The organism is Arthrobacter sp. NPDC056493 (genome assembly GCF_042795115.1).
In the GTDB taxonomy this organism is placed as follows: Bacteria; Actinomycetota; Actinomycetes; order Actinomycetales; family Micrococcaceae; genus Arthrobacter.
The window spans coordinates 26,819-41,902 of sequence record NZ_JBHTSL010000025.1 but is presented as its reverse complement, the minus strand read 5'-3'; the positions used below and the strand labels follow the sequence as shown (position 1 = coordinate 41,902).

11 protein-coding genes and 1 pseudogene are annotated in these 15,084 nt (G+C 63.1%); 6 read left to right on the top strand and 6 right to left on the bottom strand.

Annotated elements, in window-relative coordinates:
* Positions 1-288 precede the first annotated feature (288 nt).
* Entirely contained in the window at positions 289-870 is a 582-nt protein-coding gene (locus ACFQ50_RS12065) for a TetR/AcrR family transcriptional regulator C-terminal domain-containing protein (protein WP_377995774.1), read from the bottom strand.
* Between the two features lie 954 nt (positions 871-1,824).
* Between ACFQ50_RS12065 and ACFQ50_RS12060 the strand changes: the two genes are divergently transcribed.
* From ACFQ50_RS12060 to ACFQ50_RS12040, 5 genes are all read left to right on the top strand, one after another.
* Entirely contained in the window at positions 1,825-3,999 is a 2,175-nt protein-coding gene (locus ACFQ50_RS12060) for a glycoside hydrolase family 3 C-terminal domain-containing protein (protein WP_377995773.1), read from the top strand.
* A 17-nt stretch (positions 4,000-4,016) separates the two neighbouring features.
* Positions 4,017-4,856 carry an alpha/beta hydrolase fold domain-containing protein gene (locus tag ACFQ50_RS12055; protein ID WP_377995772.1) on the top strand — a complete coding sequence of 280 codons (840 nt, stop codon included), beginning with the start codon at positions 4,017-4,019 and terminating at the stop codon, positions 4,854-4,856.
* Positions 4,853-7,324: a glycoside hydrolase family 2 TIM barrel-domain containing protein gene (locus tag ACFQ50_RS12050; RefSeq protein WP_377995771.1), complete on the top strand. Its 2,472-nt coding sequence runs from the start codon at positions 4,853-4,855 to the stop codon at positions 7,322-7,324. The genes ACFQ50_RS12055 and ACFQ50_RS12050 overlap by 4 nt, the downstream gene beginning before the upstream one ends.
* Positions 7,321-7,515, top strand: coding sequence for a hypothetical protein (locus tag ACFQ50_RS12045; protein WP_377995770.1), 195 nt, complete (start codon positions 7,321-7,323; stop codon positions 7,513-7,515). Before ACFQ50_RS12050 ends, ACFQ50_RS12045 begins: the two co-directional genes overlap by 4 nt.
* Positions 7,516-7,878: 363 nt before the next feature.
* The gene (locus ACFQ50_RS12040) at positions 7,879-8,133 is read left to right on the top strand and encodes a winged helix-turn-helix transcriptional regulator (protein WP_377995769.1); all 255 of its coding nucleotides are present in this window, start codon (positions 7,879-7,881) and stop codon (positions 8,131-8,133) included.
* A gap of 610 nt (positions 8,134-8,743) precedes the next feature.
* Here the strand turns inward: ACFQ50_RS12040 and ACFQ50_RS12035 are convergent.
* The 5 genes and pseudogenes from ACFQ50_RS12035 to ACFQ50_RS12015 form a co-directional block, all read right to left on the bottom strand.
* Entirely contained in the window at positions 8,744-9,334 is a 591-nt protein-coding gene (locus tag ACFQ50_RS12035) for a hypothetical protein (RefSeq protein ID WP_377995768.1), read from the bottom strand.
* Between the two features lie 773 nt (positions 9,335-10,107).
* Positions 10,108-11,124, bottom strand: a complete 1,017-nt coding sequence (locus tag ACFQ50_RS12030) for a LacI family DNA-binding transcriptional regulator (RefSeq protein ID WP_377995792.1) — start codon at positions 11,122-11,124, stop codon at positions 10,108-10,110.
* 306 nt (positions 11,125-11,430) lie between these two features.
* A pseudogene (locus ACFQ50_RS12025) lies at positions 11,431-11,550 on the bottom strand (hypothetical protein); the annotation flags it as partial.
* Between the two features lie 221 nt (positions 11,551-11,771).
* Positions 11,772-12,452, bottom strand: coding sequence for a GDSL-type esterase/lipase family protein (locus tag ACFQ50_RS12020; RefSeq protein ID WP_377995767.1), 681 nt, complete (start codon positions 12,450-12,452; stop codon positions 11,772-11,774).
* The gene (locus tag ACFQ50_RS12015) at positions 12,449-13,735 is read right to left on the bottom strand and encodes an MFS transporter (protein ID WP_377995766.1); all 1,287 of its coding nucleotides are present in this window, start codon (positions 13,733-13,735) and stop codon (positions 12,449-12,451) included. Before ACFQ50_RS12015 ends, ACFQ50_RS12020 begins: the two co-directional genes overlap by 4 nt.
* Before the next feature lie 164 nt (positions 13,736-13,899).
* Here ACFQ50_RS12015 and ACFQ50_RS12010 point away from each other — a divergent pair, with 164 nt between their 5' ends.
* A complete protein-coding gene (locus ACFQ50_RS12010; RefSeq protein ID WP_377995765.1) occupies positions 13,900-14,592 on the top strand; it encodes a TetR/AcrR family transcriptional regulator C-terminal domain-containing protein in 693 nt (230 codons plus the stop codon).
* The last annotated feature ends 492 nt before the right edge of the window (positions 14,593-15,084 follow it).

Here is a 15,084-nt window from a genome sequence, read left to right as displayed (position 1 = left end):
TTCGACGTCGATCGGCCGGGACTCGATGACGAAAATTGCCTCGGCGTTCGTCATCGGCCTGTGGCGCTCTGCCGCTGATTCTCGTGGTGTGCGGTCCGCTATGGGATGGCGTCCCCGACGGATATCTGGATGACGGTGTGAGCTTCGTTACGATGCGAAGGAAATATTTACTCCCCACGGGTAAATATAAATCAAGAAATAAACACGCGCAAGGGAAATATTCGGTCTTGAATCAGATCGCGCCAAACGGGCTCGCACACTGCGAGTCCGGCGAGGCAGATAGTGGGCCTAAGCCTCGTTGGCGAGGATCTGCTCCAGGCCGAGGATGGCCACGCGCAGGTCGAACTGAAACTGCTCCTCGCCGAGGAGGCCGTTGTCGGCGAGCAGGACGGCCTCCATGGCCGGAAAGCCCGGCTCGCGCGTGGATTTCAGGATCTGCCGAATGGAGGCCGTCGTCTTATGAGTGCTGGCGTCCGCCCTATCGATGTCGTTGCGGCCGGCAGAGAACGCCAACTCCGCGATGTTCGCGAGCACTAGTCCTGCGGTGCGGGTTGAGAAGCCGGCGCGGAGGAGGGACCGGAGCACCGCCTCGGCAGGCTTCAGCGCGGCTGCGTCCAGCTTCGCATCCACACGTGAGTACTCGGCAAGATCACCAAGCGAGGCGACGACGGTACGAGTCTGCGAAGCAAAGTCGCGCAGAAGGTCGCGCCAATCCCGGCTGAGGCTGAGTTCGATCGCCGACATTCCGTCCGCGAGCGAGTACGCCGCAAGCAGGTCGAGCAGTCCATCACGATCACTGACGTGGTAATTCAGGGCCTTACGGTTAACCCCAAGGCGTTCGGCGACGGCACGCATCGTTAATTCGCCCACAGGGATTCCGCGAGCTGCCTCTACGATCATCTGCTGGTCGATGCGACGCGGTCGCCCACGCCCACGCCGCGGTGAGGCGGAATCTGTCGTTGAGGTCATGTGCGCCCCTTCCGCGTTCTCCCAGGGAGCGTAGCATCGCCTTCACATACCGATACCGTAATTTCCCATCGGGAAGAATCAAGGTTCCCCGCCGTAGGCTCGCAGCCCCTGCGTGTGATCATGTTCCATCCTCCCATTCCCTTGGGAGCCCAATGTTCAAGGCGCGCATTACGACGCGGATGGGTTTTGCGTCGAGACTTCGAAAGAAGAAAGGTCAGGCTCCACATGAACGTCGACCAGTTCTCTCTTGCACGCGGCCCCTTTCATCCAGCCCACGGGCCGCCTTCAATCGAGCGTGTAGTGACCCACCTCGGGACGTATCTTGCAGGTGTTGGTAAGCGGGTGGTTCGCCAAACCACTTCGGATGGCAGGCCGAAGCGGCAAGGTGTGGGCCAATGCGCTCCTGCCCGGCTGGACCTCGGCCGGGCATGCGGGGCCCGCGGACCTCTGACGCGCCAGCTCTTCTCCCAGGCTCCTCCTTAGCTCGACGCCGATGGGTTGACTTCCCTGATCTGGTAGCGTACATTTCCCGAAAAGGAATTACATTCCCGAGCAGGAAATAACTTCGACGGAGAAGGATCCGAAAAGGCACGGCAGCGCACGACAGCCCTGTCAGCCTGCCTACGGGCAACGCCTCCGTCGTAGCATCCCTTGCCGTGATGTTCGTCTGTCCTTCCGCTGAATCAGAAGGCACAAGCATGCTGCGTACGTCGTTCGACGACAACTGGATCGTCCGCGCCGCGCAGCACGCGGACACCCCGGCCGTAGACCCGGTTCAGCAGCCGAGCGCTGGCAGCGGACGCGTAGCACGACGACGAGCAAGAGATATGCCGATGCCCAGAAGAGAGCTGATCCATGAATCGTAAGAAGAAGGCGCACTTCAGCTTTGAGGACGGAGTACGCGCCGTTCGCGCTGGAACATTGACGCCAGCGGATGTCGCAGAGCGGCTCATCACCCAGATGACCAACAAAGAACTGCTGTGGATGCTGGATGGTGACGTGCCGCTACGCGCCATCATCACACTTCCGGCCAAGATCAAGGCCGGTCCGATCGCCGCTGGTGCGATTCCACGGCTCGGTATTCCCGGCGTGCAGTTCGTCGACGGGCCGCGCGGGGTCGTGGCAGGTGCATCCACAGCGTTCCCCGTCACGATCTCACGTGGTGCGACCTGGGACCCGGAGCTGGAAGAAGCCATCGGTCTTGCCATGGGACTAGAGGGTCGCGCACAGGGCGCGAACTACTCCGGGGCGGTGTGCATCAACCTCATACGCCACCCGGCGTGGGGACGCGCGCAGGAATCCTACGGGGACGACCCAGTACTCCTCGGTCAGATGGGCGCCGCTCTCACGCGTGGACTGCAGCGCAACGTGATCGCCTGTGTGAAGCACTACGCCTTGAACTCGATGGAGAACGCACGGTTCAAAGTCGACGTGACTGCCGATGAGCACGCGCTGCACGAGGTCTACCTCCCGCACTTCAAGACCGTCATCGACGCGGGCGCCGAATCCGTGATGAGCTCGTACAACTCGGTGAACGGAGAGTGGGCAGGCGACAACAAGGTGCTGCTGACCGACATCCTCCGCGACGAGTGGGGCTTCGAGGGCTTCGTCACGAGTGACTGGGCTTCCGGCATCCACGACGCGGTTCGAAGCTTGGACGCGGGGCTCGACATAGAGATGCCGCTGCGCATGCACCGAGCCCGCGAGCTGCCGAAAGCGATCGCACAGGGACTCGTGAGCAAGGAATCCCTCCACCGCCCAGTGCGCCGCATCCTGTCGACCCTCGTACGGCACGCGGCCGCGCGCGATCAGATCGCACCGCCGAAGGCGGTACTCGCGAGCCCTGCGCACCGCGCCCTCGCCCGCAGAGCCGGGGCCCAAGGAGCTGTGCTCCTGAAGAACGACCCAGTCGAGGGCGCGGCGCTGCTGCCGCTGGACCCCTCGATTCGCCGGTTAGCGGTGATCGGCGCCCTCGCCGTGGAGGCCAACATGGGCGACCACGGCTCCTCGCTGGTGCACCCGCCCTCGTCCTCGTCTCCCCTCGACGGCCTGCGCGAGGCGCTTCCCACTGTATCGATCACCCACGTCGACGGAACCGACCTCGCAGGGGCCCGCGAGGCGGCCGCGTCAGCCGACCTCGCAATCGTCGTCGCCGGGATGAACTTCGACGACGAGGGTGAGCGGGTGGAGAATGAGGAACCCAGCGACACGCCGATCTTCGGATGGCCGATGAACACCCTCGTCGTCGGTTGGCTGCTCAAGAAGGTCGCCCGACTAATAAGCCAGTTCGGCAAGGGCGGCGACCGCACATCGCTGACGCTGCACGAGCGGGACGAACGGCTCATTAGAGCTGTCGTCGATACGAACCCCCGCACCATTCCCGTCATCATCGGCGGCAGCGCGATCATCATGGAGAAGTGGCGCCACGACGTCCCCGCGATCCTGATGGCCTGGTATCCCGGCATGGAGGGAGGACGCGCCATCGCGGATGTGCTCACCGGCGCCCAAGAGCCGGGAGGCCGGCTGCCGCTAGCTATTCCCAAGGACGCCGCACACCTGCCGTTCTTCGACGCCTCAGCGAGCGAGATCACCTACGACGCATGGTGGGGTCAGCGCAAGCTGGATCGCGACGGCAACAGGGCGGCATACCCCTTCGGCTATGGGCTCGGGTACACGACGTTCGAGATGGAACTCATCGAGCATCACGCGTCCGACGCCGACGGCGTCGCCACTGTTCGGGTGCGCAACACGGGCGCCCGCGCCGGGTCTTCCGTCGCGCAGGTCTATGCTGTCGAGACGTCAGGCGCCAGCCGCGTTCCGCAGCTGATCGGATTCCGCCGCGTGCGCCTGGCCCCAGGCGCGGAGACCGTTGTCGAGGTCGCGCTCGACCTCAGTCCCACACGCGAACGCGACCCCAGCTCCAAGACCTGGTCGCGGCGAAGGGGGAATTGGCAGCTGATCTGCGATGCTCACAGTCCGGCCGACTTCAACGCAGCCCGGCCCCTATACTCCGATGCGACGTCTCGGTGAGCGTCGATGGCATCCACGTGACCGACACGACCGTCGCAGGTCGCACCGGCCATGACATCCCCGTGCGGGACTATGCGCCGGACGAAGTGCGACATACCGTCCCGCTCGTATGGGTGCACGGCGGGGGATTCATGGGAGGCGGACTCGATATGCCGGAAGCCGACGCCGTCGCCCGTGCGATCGCGCACAGCGGCCGGCACGTGCGTGCCGTCGACTACCGTCTCGTACCCATGATCAACTTCCGCGGCACCTTCCGGCCGAAGCCGTCCACCAACAGGTACCCCGAACCGTTGTTCGATGTCCTCGACGCGTACAAGGACCTCGCCTCCACTCAGCCAAGTACACGTTCTCCTCTCCTGGGAGGAACAAGCGCCGGCGCGGGGCTCAGCCTGTCCGCCGCGACCAGGCTGCGGGACGGGGACGGGCCCCCGCCGAGCGGACTCGCTCTCATCTACGGCACATTCCATGGGCGACCGGCAACGGTGACCCGGGAGCTTCGCTCGAGGATTCGAATGAGCGACCGCGCGATGGCCGTCTTCCTGGGTAAGGACTCCCTGGAACGGATGAACATGAACTACGGCGGTTCCCCGGAAAGCCTCGACGATCACGCCGTCTTTCCCGGCGGAGGCGATCTGCGGGGATTGCCGCAGACTCTCGTCATGAACGCTGACCGGGACAAACTCCGAGCCTCCGGCGATGCACTCGCCCAGGAGCTCATTGACGCGGGCATCGAGACGACCACGCAGGTCCTTCCCAACACGACCCATGGTTTCCTCAACAAGCCCAAAACCCGCCACTTCACAGACGGCACGCAAGCGCTCGTCACATGGATGGACGATCAGAAAGCACGCCAATGATTCGCCGATCTTTCAATGACAACTGGACTGTCGCGCCGAAGAAGACGCCGTTCGACAGTTTCACCGGCGGCGCCGATGCGCTGCCGGTGACGCCGCTGCCGGTCACGCTGCCACACGACGCGGTCCGTGACCTCGAACGCTCCCCGGATCACCCAGGTGGTTCGCACACAGGCTACTTCCCCGGCGGCTACTTCCGGTACGAGAAAGTCTTCGATGTACCCGCGGAACACCGCGAAAAGGTCGTCGCCGTTGAGTTCGAAGGTGTCTATCGGGACGCGATGGTCTACATCAACGGCGACCTCGCGGCGCAGCGCCCCAACGGCTACGCCGGGTTCGTCGTCGACGCGAATCCCTATCTACGCTTCGGGCAACCGAACACGATCGCTGTGGAATGCCGATCCCACCAGGACTCACGCTGGTACACCGGCGCGGGCATCTACCGTGACACCCATCTCGCCGTGAGCGACCCCATTCATATTCCGCTCGACGGTGTACAGGTCAGCACCGAGTACGTGGAAGGCCTTCGCGCCGTACTAGCCGTCGCCGTGCCGGTGACGAACGAAACTCGCGCCACTCGTACAGTCCGGGTTGACATCACCGTGACGGATGCCGACGGGGCTGTGGTCGCTGCCGGATCTTCACCCATCACCCTATTGCCGAACACCTCCGGTGTGGCGCGTTTCAGACTGAACGTCGACCAAGCCCGGCTGTGGAGCACGGACCTGCCCAACCTTTACGCAAACCACTCCGCAGTTCGCGACGGGGACGTCCAACTCGATGAGGACCGGACAGTCTTCGGCATCCGCGAGGTGCGCGTTGACGCTGTCGGCGGACTCCGCATCAACGGCGAGCAGGTGAAGCTCCGCGGCGCGTGCATCCACCACGACAACGGACCTCTCGGCTCGGCCGCCATCGCTCGCGCGGAGGAGCGGCGCATCGAGATCCTGAAGGCATCCGGATTCAACGCGATCCGCAGTTCACATAACCCCACGAGCAGAGCCATGCTCGATGCGTGTGACCGCTTGGGCGTCCTCGTGATGGACGAGCTCACGGATGTTTGGACCGTCGCCAAGACAGGGTTCGACAGCTCACTTTCATTCCCGGAGTGGTGGGAACGCGACCTCGAGGCGATGGTGCGCAAGGACTTCAACCACCCGAGCGTGATCTGCTATTCGATCGGCAACGAAATCTTCGAGACCGGAAGCTCGATCGGAAGCACCTGGGGACGGAAACTCGTCGAGAAGCTGCGAACCCTCGACACGACTCGATTCGTGACCAACGCCATCAACCCGACTGTCTCGGTCTTCGACACCATCGCAGCGATGATGTCCGCCGCCGGGCAGCAGCAGGACGTCAACACCGCGATGGGCAGTATGGGCGACGGACTCGCCCAGCTCGTAGTTTCGGACCTCGTCACCGGCGCGATCGAAGAAGCTGCAGCGCAAGTGGACGTCGTCGGGCTCAACTACGGCGATCAGCGGTACGAGCAAGATGCTGAGCTCTTCCCCCAACGAGTGCTCGTAGGCTCTGAGACCAATCCCGGTCACATCGACGAGTTATGGCGGCTGGTGACGAAGCACGACCACCTCATCGGCGACTTCACCTGGGTCGGGTGGGACTATCTGGGCGAGAGCGGCATCGGCCGCGTGGACTACACGGATGAGCCTGGCTACAAGAACAGTGGCCTGAGCGCGGCGTACCCCTATCTCGCGGCATTCGCCGGCGACATCGACATCACCGGGCATCGCCGTCCTATGTCGTACTACCGCGAGACGGTGTTCGGTCTCGCCGCCGCACCATACATCGCTGTCCACCGGCCGCAGAACTATGGCCGCCCCACCGCATCTTCCGGCTGGGCGTGGTCGGACTCCGTGTCGAGCTGGACATGGGCCGTCCCGGCTGGTTCACCTGTCGTCGTCGACGTCTACAGTTCCGGCGATGAGGTGGAACTCGTCCTCAATGGTGAGGTCATCGCCCGGCAGCGCGTCGGTGCGGAAAAAGCCTTCATCGCACGCTTCGACACTCACTACCGGGCCGGCGAGCTGACCGCGATCGCCTACCATGACGGCGTCGAGCAGAATCGGACCACCGTGGTAACTGTCGATGGTCCCGTCGCGATCGACGTGCGAGCCGACAAGGACACGATCCGTGCCGACGACACCGATCTCGCCTACGTCGAGATCTCGCTCCGGGACCACCTCGGGACAGCCGTCAACAACGCCGACCGCGCGATCACCGTCACCGTCACGGGAGCCGGAAGCCTCGCCGGCCTGGGAACCGGGCGACCCTCGACGCAGGAGCGCTTCGATGCGGCGACGTGCACCACCTTCGACGGCCGAGCACTGGCCATCATTCGCCCGCACCGTCCCGGGAAGATCGACATCCGAGTCGAGGCCGACGGCTGCCCGCCGGCAGGTACCTCAATCGAAGCCGAAGAACTGATACACACGTCAAGGAGAATCGCATGACGAAGACAGCCGTGATCACCGGCGGCATGGGCTCGCCACCGCTCACATCCTGGGCGCGGACCATCGCATCGTACTGGCGGGCCTCGACCAGGGGGATCGACCGCGCCGTGAGCGAGTTCGCCGACATCACGGACCGTGCAGCGCGAAACGAATGCCCGCATCGCCCTGATCGAGCTGCCGCTGCCAGGTGAAGTCCCCGGAAGCCGCTACAACGCAATCGCTGAGGACTGCAACACCGTCACACATCACATCGGCCGGAAACGTTGCGTGCCGGTACTAGCGCTGCGCCGAGCATGTCGCACTCCCGCTCAAAACAACCGTCCGCTCATTGGGACGGAACAAAACGGGCCATGGGAAGAGCGTTTTTCCAACACACCCTCTTTCGAAGGTCCTGGCATTCCATAGCGGACCGCCAAGGACTGGCTCTGCTCACCGACCACGTACACCTATCAGACCGAGGAGCTGACCTTGTGCAAACAGTGGTCAAAGATTTTATCGAGCCCAAAGAAGCTCGGAGACTCAACCCACCCGACTAGGGAGAAAGAGCGGACCTCATGCCCAAGACCCTGAGATCTGAGTCGTCCTATGGACCCGGTTCGCAGCAAGCTTTACGGCGAAACAACATGGAGCTGCTGATCCTGCGGCTCAGCAGCGAAGGCCCCGCCACACAAAGGAAGTTGGCTGAACGGACAAACCTCTCACCGGCCACAGTGTCGAATCTTGTCGGGATACTCAAGTCTCAGGGACGGGTTCAAACCACATTCACGACAAGTTCGGGACGCCGTGCGATTCTCGTGTCACTGAGCTGACGCGACCACCACAGGACCGCACAAAACGACGAGAATGCCCGCATAATGGAGGGCCTCAAGGCCCGTCTCGTCATCCCGCCCTCGAGCTGGACGCGGTGTCGGCCGAACCCGGCGAGTTTATGTGCACCTGTCCTGGCGTTGCATAGCCGCAAAGCGAGAAGTAGCGGGTTTTCTCCGGGAGATTTCGCTCCAACTGAAATCACGGCTGACTAGCCCACAAAAGGAAACACAATCATGGCAAGCAACGATCGCCCCCTCACCGCTCAGTCGCCTATCCGCGAATGGCTCAACCACCCCGAGGGTGGTCAACTGATCAGGCAGGTTCTCGGACAGGGCGGTGCGTTCGACGAGACCGCGCTCGAGCCGGTTCTCGGGCTGCCGCTCCAGCAGCTCGTCGCCCTGAGCCAGGGCCAGCTGCCCCAGGAACTCGTCGACGATCTGGTGCTTCGGGCCAACGGCGGCATCAAACCGGAAGAAGCCGATGTCGACGGCCAGTGGCGCGAGCGAATCACCACCGATCGCTTCACCGGGCGCACCGTCGTCGTCACCGGAGCCGCGTCTGGTATCGGACGCGCCACTGCGTCACGGATCGCCCGCGAGGGCGGACGGGTCAATGGAGGTGATGTGGCCGCGGCCGTTGCGCGTTGGAGTGTCCGTCGTGGCCCGGCGGTTGGTCGGTGTATGGATGTGGGTGGGTGTCACGCTGCTGGTGTGAGGGGTCACGGTGTAGCCGAGTGCTTCGAGCTGTCGGATGTGGCCGCTTTCTTTTGCTTTCCGGGTCGGTGTGTCGGCTGAAGTGGTCGGCGCCGGGGTCACGGAACAGGGCATCCGGGTTCTGCAACAGGTGCCAGGTGATGACGAGGATGGAGCGTCCGATGGCGACGATGGGCGGCAGATGCTTCACGTCGCGTGCGCTGACCAGCCACGGCTCGAGCCCGTGCGCCTCCAGGAGGTAGAACACCGGCCTCCAGTAATCGGAGGTCGCCTCCATCACCACCCGTTCGCTGCGCAGCTCCACCAGATGGTTGGCGAGCTCCGCCAGCGAACGGCTCATCGTCGAATGCGTCGACACCTCCTGCCAACGCTTCTTCGGGTTCCCTGGCGCAGGGACCCGGACACAACACACGAGTTCAGCCTTGCCAATGTCGATCGCGGCGACCCTGGCAATGATTTGTTCCTCATCCTGGGTTTCGGCCAGCATGATCCCGTTCATCTCCTCGCAGCACGGACCTTCGATCATCGATGCGGCCGCCCGTGGGGGTCACCGGGAAAAAGAATCTCATCCGCATTCTCAGAAAAGAAACAATGAAGGGCCCAGAACGTGACCCCCAAGGCCCGGCTAGTTGACGGCCTCAAAGAACCATAGGGGGAACGGCGTCGGCAGGTGACCAAGGCACCATTTTTAACCGGGAACGGGCGCCCAGGAAGGGGCATTTAGGCTAGTTGTCGGCCTTGCCTTGGGCCTTCCCGGAAGCCTCTTCGGCCTCGTGGAGGCGGGCACCACCGCGTCCCGGGCCAGGGTGTTCATCTATCCCTGCCGTCGACGGTCGTCTCGCAGGGTCCCCCACACTACGACTATCGACGGCAGGAACGGACTCCTACGTAATTAGACTGGCAAGCCTCACCGATTCGCCCACTCGGTACCGGATCGCCAAGGGCGAATCTCGTGGGTCTCCCTCCCGCGGCATTGATGCGGACTGGGGCGCCGCCAGACGCGGCAAGAAGTAAGACCCACGTGGCACCGGAGCTGTCGACTTCGGCAGTTCACGAAATTGCTTAGCGGCGTAGGCCGAATCGAAGCGGTTCAATGGGCCGCCCGGTTAGTCGTGATTTGACGTTTGGTTGGATGTTCAGACCCGGAAGGGGCGAAGTCTCGGCCGGTGCCTGATGGCTGTACCACTCAAACGGCCTTACAGTTTGGCAGGTGCGCCAATTTTCCAGCTCAATTGTGAGCGCTGACAATTGACGCGTCAATCACCATATTGAGCTCTTGCTGCAGTCATGTGGATATGCGCCCGTGCTGGCGCGTTGGACTAACTTCGGGATGACGACGGAAGGGCGGTCTACGCCAACCCCCTGCATCTGCCGCAAGAGCGTCTCGACGCACCTGCGGCCCAGTTCCCCGAAGTCCTGCCGCACGGTGGTCAGGGGCGGAATGAAATATCCGGCTTCGGGTTGGTCGTCAAATCCAACCACTGAAATGTCTTCGGGCACGCGGATATTCCTTTCGGAGAAGGCGCGCAGGACACCCAGGGCCATTTGGTCGTTCCCCACAAACAGTGCGGTGATGTCCTCCGGTTCGAGACTTAACCCGATGTTGTAGCCACTGTCAGCGCTCCAGTCTCCTTCAATGATTATCTGGTCTTGGAGGCCAGCAGCGCGCAGGGCTTCACGCCACCCCGTCGCACGCTCATCGCTATCAGCCCAACCGGGAGGTCCGGAGACATGGGCGATAAGCCGATGACCGCGCTCAATGAGGTGTTCGACGGCGAGCCGGGCTCCGTGGCGCTGATCGACTGCCGCCCCTTGGACGGTGCTGTTACCGGGTGAACCGGCCGCCACGACGGGAACGGCCAACGTCATCTCCTGCAGGGCAAGGACGACGCTGTCCGATTGCCGTGCCAGCAGAATGATCCCGTCAACGCCTTGGTCGATGAAGTGTCCCACCGCACCCAGAAGGCTTTCGCGGGTGATCTCCCTCAACGCGGCGATGCTGACGAAGTAGCCGGCATCCCTGGCTGCTCGCTCCACGCCTGCCACGGTACTGGCCGGACCGTACTGGGACAGTTCACTGGCCAGCACGCCAATGGTCTGGGAACGGCGGGTAACCAGGCTGCGGGCGGCAGTGTTCCGACGGTATCCCATCGCGGCGATGGTCGACTTTACTTTTTCGCGGGTGGGCGCGCTGACGCTCGGATGATTGTTGATGACGCGCGAGACAGTTTGATAGGAAACTCCCGCGGCATCCGCGACATCTTTCAGGCGGGGCATCCGCCCTGCTTGCATGGGTCCGTGCCCGTCTGCAGTCGCGGCCGAATGGTCCGCGGAACGGCCATGTGCGTCATCCCCCTCTCGGGGTAGCTCTGGTGGTTCGTTCAGTTCAGCGCTCCGGTCAGGTCTTGTCCGTAGACGTTCTGGTAACTGTTGAAGAGGAAGTCGACCGTATCCGGGGCTGTGGTGTGAGGGCTTCCCGGCTGCTCGGAGAACAGTACTGATCGGGCGACGTCTCCAACCCATTACCGCTGCCTTGACTGCATCTTGCTCGTCCTTGCCGACGGTGAATGGGCCGTGGTTCTTCATCAAACGGCCCGTGAGCCCTGTCCGCTGAGCGTTTCGACGATGCCCCGGCCGATGGAGTCGTCTCCGATGATGGCGAAGGGGCCGATGGGGATCCCGCCCCCCCAATTCGTCGGCCATGGCGGTGGTGACGCACAAGATTGGCTCCCCCTGCGCGGCCCAGGCGACTGCGCAGGGCGAGTTGATGCCTCCGGAAAAGTAGCCGGTGCTATGGCCGGCCGCCGCCGCGGCGGCGTCGCGTTGCTCCTGGTGCATCGCGTCAAAGGGGGAGGGTTACCTCCCGCCCGCTCTGTGACCTGGCGGACCGCCGTCGCCGCGGACGTCGTTGAAGCTTGAGCGGATCATGATGCAGATTCCACTGCGGGCGAAGGGCGGCCCGCAGGGGGTACTGCCAGGACCTCGTCGAGGACGGGTGCGAGGGCCTTGGTCCAGGCCCCGTATCCGGCGCCGTTGAGATGCAGGTTGTCCGCGGTGAACTCAGGCTTGAGCCCGCGATCCGGACCAGCGAGAACAGGCCAGAGGTCGAGGAAACGCGCACCCTCCCTTATCGCGATGTCCTGGTACCGGGTGTTGAGGTCCCGGATGGTCGGGGCGAAGTGCGGGGTTCGAGGCATGACGCTGTTGATCACGAGTACTGACTCTGGTGCCAGGACCCGGAGTGCCACGACCAGATCAGAGAATTGCGCGGCGAGGGCCGGTGGTTTGATGGTACCCAGGCCACCAAGGTCGTTGGTTCCGATGAGGAGCGAGATGAGCCGTGGCTGGTTGACAGCGCTGTCGAGCCGCTGGCGGACTCCCTGAACGGTGTCGCCACCGACGCCCCGGTTGAGCGTCGGAACTGAGGGGAACCACTCGTGCCACATCCCCTGTTCGGTGATGCTGTCGCCGAGGAACAGTACCCGGCCGGGTGGCAGCGGTAACCGTGTGAGCTGGTCGCGCCGCATCCGCATGGGGGTCCGCATCAGCGGGCCCAGCGCCCGACCGAGAAGCTGTTGGCCCTTCAGTGCTGCTCTGCCGTTCATCGGACGCCCTTGATCTTGAAGATGCTGAAGGCGCCGATGAGGGTGAGCCCGATCGAGATCACGAAAATGGGTGTGTAGCCGAGCCCGGTGCTGACCAGCAGTGATGTCACCAGCGGACCGATAACGTTCGGAACGTAGTTGGCAAGATTGAGGAACCCCAGGTCTTTTCCCCGTGAGAGCTGGTCCGGGAGGACTTCGGTCATCAGTGCAGCATCGACGGAGAGGAACATTCCGGTTCCAAGGCCATACAGCGCGCCGTATGCGATGACGGCGTCACCGGAAGGGATGAGCAGGAGCGAGGCAGGTGCGACCGTGAGGATGAGTGAGGCGATGAAGATGGGCATCTTGCGCCGGCCGATCTTGTCCGAGAGCGGACCCGCGATGACCGTGGAGATGACGATGGTCAGCAGTGTTGCGATACCCGCGACTGCGATGATGTGACCGGCGGACTCGTTCGCCAGGTGATAGTGATCGGTGAGGATGTACAGCTGGAACGCCACGATCATCGAGGCACCAAGGAAGATCACGAACCGTCCGGTGAAGGCCCAGTAGAAATCGGGTGCTCCCTGCGGAAGTTTGAAAGCGGTGAGCACCTCGCGGGCGGTCAGTTTTTCGATCGGCTCGTGGCGGTTGGAGAAGTCAGGCGCGATCAGCACGAAGGCGATGGCCGGTACGAGGATGCCGATCGAGGTGGTCACGAGCAACAGGTCGGGGGCGGAGATGAAGTTTGCCGCGACAATGCCGGCGACGGCGCCCGCGAGTACCTGTGCCCCGCCGTAGAAGGCAGAAGCCGTACCGCGCTTTTCCCGGGGAACGCGGTCAGGGAACACCGCGAGGACGGCAGCCGACAAGGCCGGGAGGAAGATGTTGTATCCGACGTAGGCGGCGATCAGCAGGTCAACGTTCGGCGCGAACCCGACCAGGGCGATGAAGACGGCAGCACCGATGCCGCCCAGAACGATCAAGGGGCTGCGCTTGCCGAACCGGCTTCGGACGCGGTCGGAGACGGTGCCCCAGACGAAGATTGAGATGCCGGACAGGAGCCCGGCGATCGCGGTCGCGAGCCCGAGGAGCGCGACTTTCTGTTCAGGTGCGAGGATTGCCAGTTTTGCGGCGAGCAGGACGTTGTTCAGCGCGGTGTTCGCAAAGATCGTTCCGAATCCAACGATAAAGAGGGCGAGCCGGAGCCGGCCCTGACCGACGCGGGAAATGATGGCGAGTGGCCCCGTCGGTTCGGAGAGGGTGCTTGGGTGGGCCAGTGATTCTGGAGGGGTCGAGGACATCGTCGTCTACTTTCAGCTAAGGAATTACGCTATTCCTGTTCGGGAATTTAATTCCCTTTCGGGAACGGTATCCCGTAGGCTTGAAGGCGTCAAGCTTTTTTCCGAAATTAATTCCCGGTCGGGAATGGTCGTTGATCGGCCGCCGATCTCTTCAAGGAGCCGTCATGACCGCAGAAGGAACGGTTCCCACCGTGCGCCGCACGCGGGGAAAGAACGCGGGAATCAACCCGACGCGCATTGTCGCTGCGGCCCGCTACCTGGACCCGGAGACACTTACTATCCAGGCGGTAGCGGATGAGCTCGGGGTCGATCGCAAGGCGGTGACCTATCATGTGACCGATCGGGACGGCCTGTTGGAGCTCCTTGCCGTGGATGCGTTTTCCTCCCGCTTCGAAATCGCCGGGCTGCCTGCATGGAGTGACTGGAAGCAGGCCTTGCGGACGATTGCAGCAAGCACGAAGGACGCGTTGGTCGAGTCCGGTTCCCTCGCCACGTACTTCAAGCTTCGCGGACCCGCGAGTGAGGGCATGATCAGGCCCGCCGAAATCGTGCTCGAGAAAATGATCGAGGCAGGATTCGGCGAACGTGACGCCGCCAGAGCCCTGACATTGGCAATCGGCGTGGCGATGAGCTGCGCGAAAGACCTGGTCATGAACGCCAGAGAGGGCGGACACCCTCAAGGGCCCGAACTCGTTAGGGCCCTTGAGGGTGTCGATTCAGCGAGCTTTGGAGCGCTGCGGCACCTGGAAGCGGTCGGCTTTTCGTCCTACGATGACCGGCGGTTCGACTACGACATGGACGTTCTGCTGTGGGGACTGGAACACCTCCTGGCGAACGGTGGCCACGACCAGGGATGAGCCACCGGCACCCCAAGGCGCGCTGTGCTGCCCCACGGGCTTCCAGTACGCGCCAGCATTTTGGAAGCTCCACCAGCTGTGGAACTGCACGCAAGGAGCGGCCTTCTTGCGCGTTGGACCCTGCATACGACCACTGCGGCACCTCGATGAACGTGGCGTAAGCCCGGTGGTCCCGCCGGGCACGAGATCAGAAAAGCACTGAACCGGCACGCTGTGCCGACATTCGGCCCTTCACCGCCAAAGCGACGTCAGGCGTGCTTTCCTAACCGACCTGACATGAGGCGCTCAGAGCCATCTGGGGCCAATCTCGCAAAGCTTTTTCACATAGCTTGGCTCCAGCTATTGTGTCCGGCGCCAAATTGTTTCAGGATTGTTAGCGTTAACAATTCTGCTGCGGGCACCGAGCCCGTGGATCAGGAAGCGGACCACTTGCAAGGGAGCAATATCATGGCGCAGTCCGAAGTTACACCCTCGTCAGCCTCGCCCAGCAGG

Coding starts and splice junctions, on each gene's coding strand:
- ACFQ50_RS12060 (WP_377995773.1), top strand. CDS start 1,825: ATGAATCGTAAGAAGAAGGCGCACTTCAGCTTTGAGGACGGAGTACGC.
- ACFQ50_RS12050 (WP_377995771.1), top strand. CDS start 4,853: ATGATTCGCCGATCTTTCAATGACAACTGGACTGTCGCGCCGAAGAAG.
- ACFQ50_RS12045 (WP_377995770.1), top strand. CDS start 7,321: ATGACGAAGACAGCCGTGATCACCGGCGGCATGGGCTCGCCACCGCTC.
- ACFQ50_RS12040 (WP_377995769.1), top strand. CDS start 7,879: ATGCCCAAGACCCTGAGATCTGAGTCGTCCTATGGACCCGGTTCGCAG.
- ACFQ50_RS12035 (WP_377995768.1), bottom strand. CDS start 9,334: ATGCTGGCCGAAACCCAGGATGAGGAACAAATCATTGCCAGGGTCGCC.
- ACFQ50_RS12030 (WP_377995792.1), bottom strand. CDS start 11,124: ATGCCCCGCCTGAAAGATGTCGCGGATGCCGCGGGAGTTTCCTATCAA.
- ACFQ50_RS12020 (WP_377995767.1), bottom strand. CDS start 12,452: ATGAACGGCAGAGCAGCACTGAAGGGCCAACAGCTTCTCGGTCGGGCG.
- ACFQ50_RS12015 (WP_377995766.1), bottom strand. CDS start 13,735: ATGTCCTCGACCCCTCCAGAATCACTGGCCCACCCAAGCACCCTCTCC.
- ACFQ50_RS12010 (WP_377995765.1), top strand. CDS start 13,900: ATGACCGCAGAAGGAACGGTTCCCACCGTGCGCCGCACGCGGGGAAAG.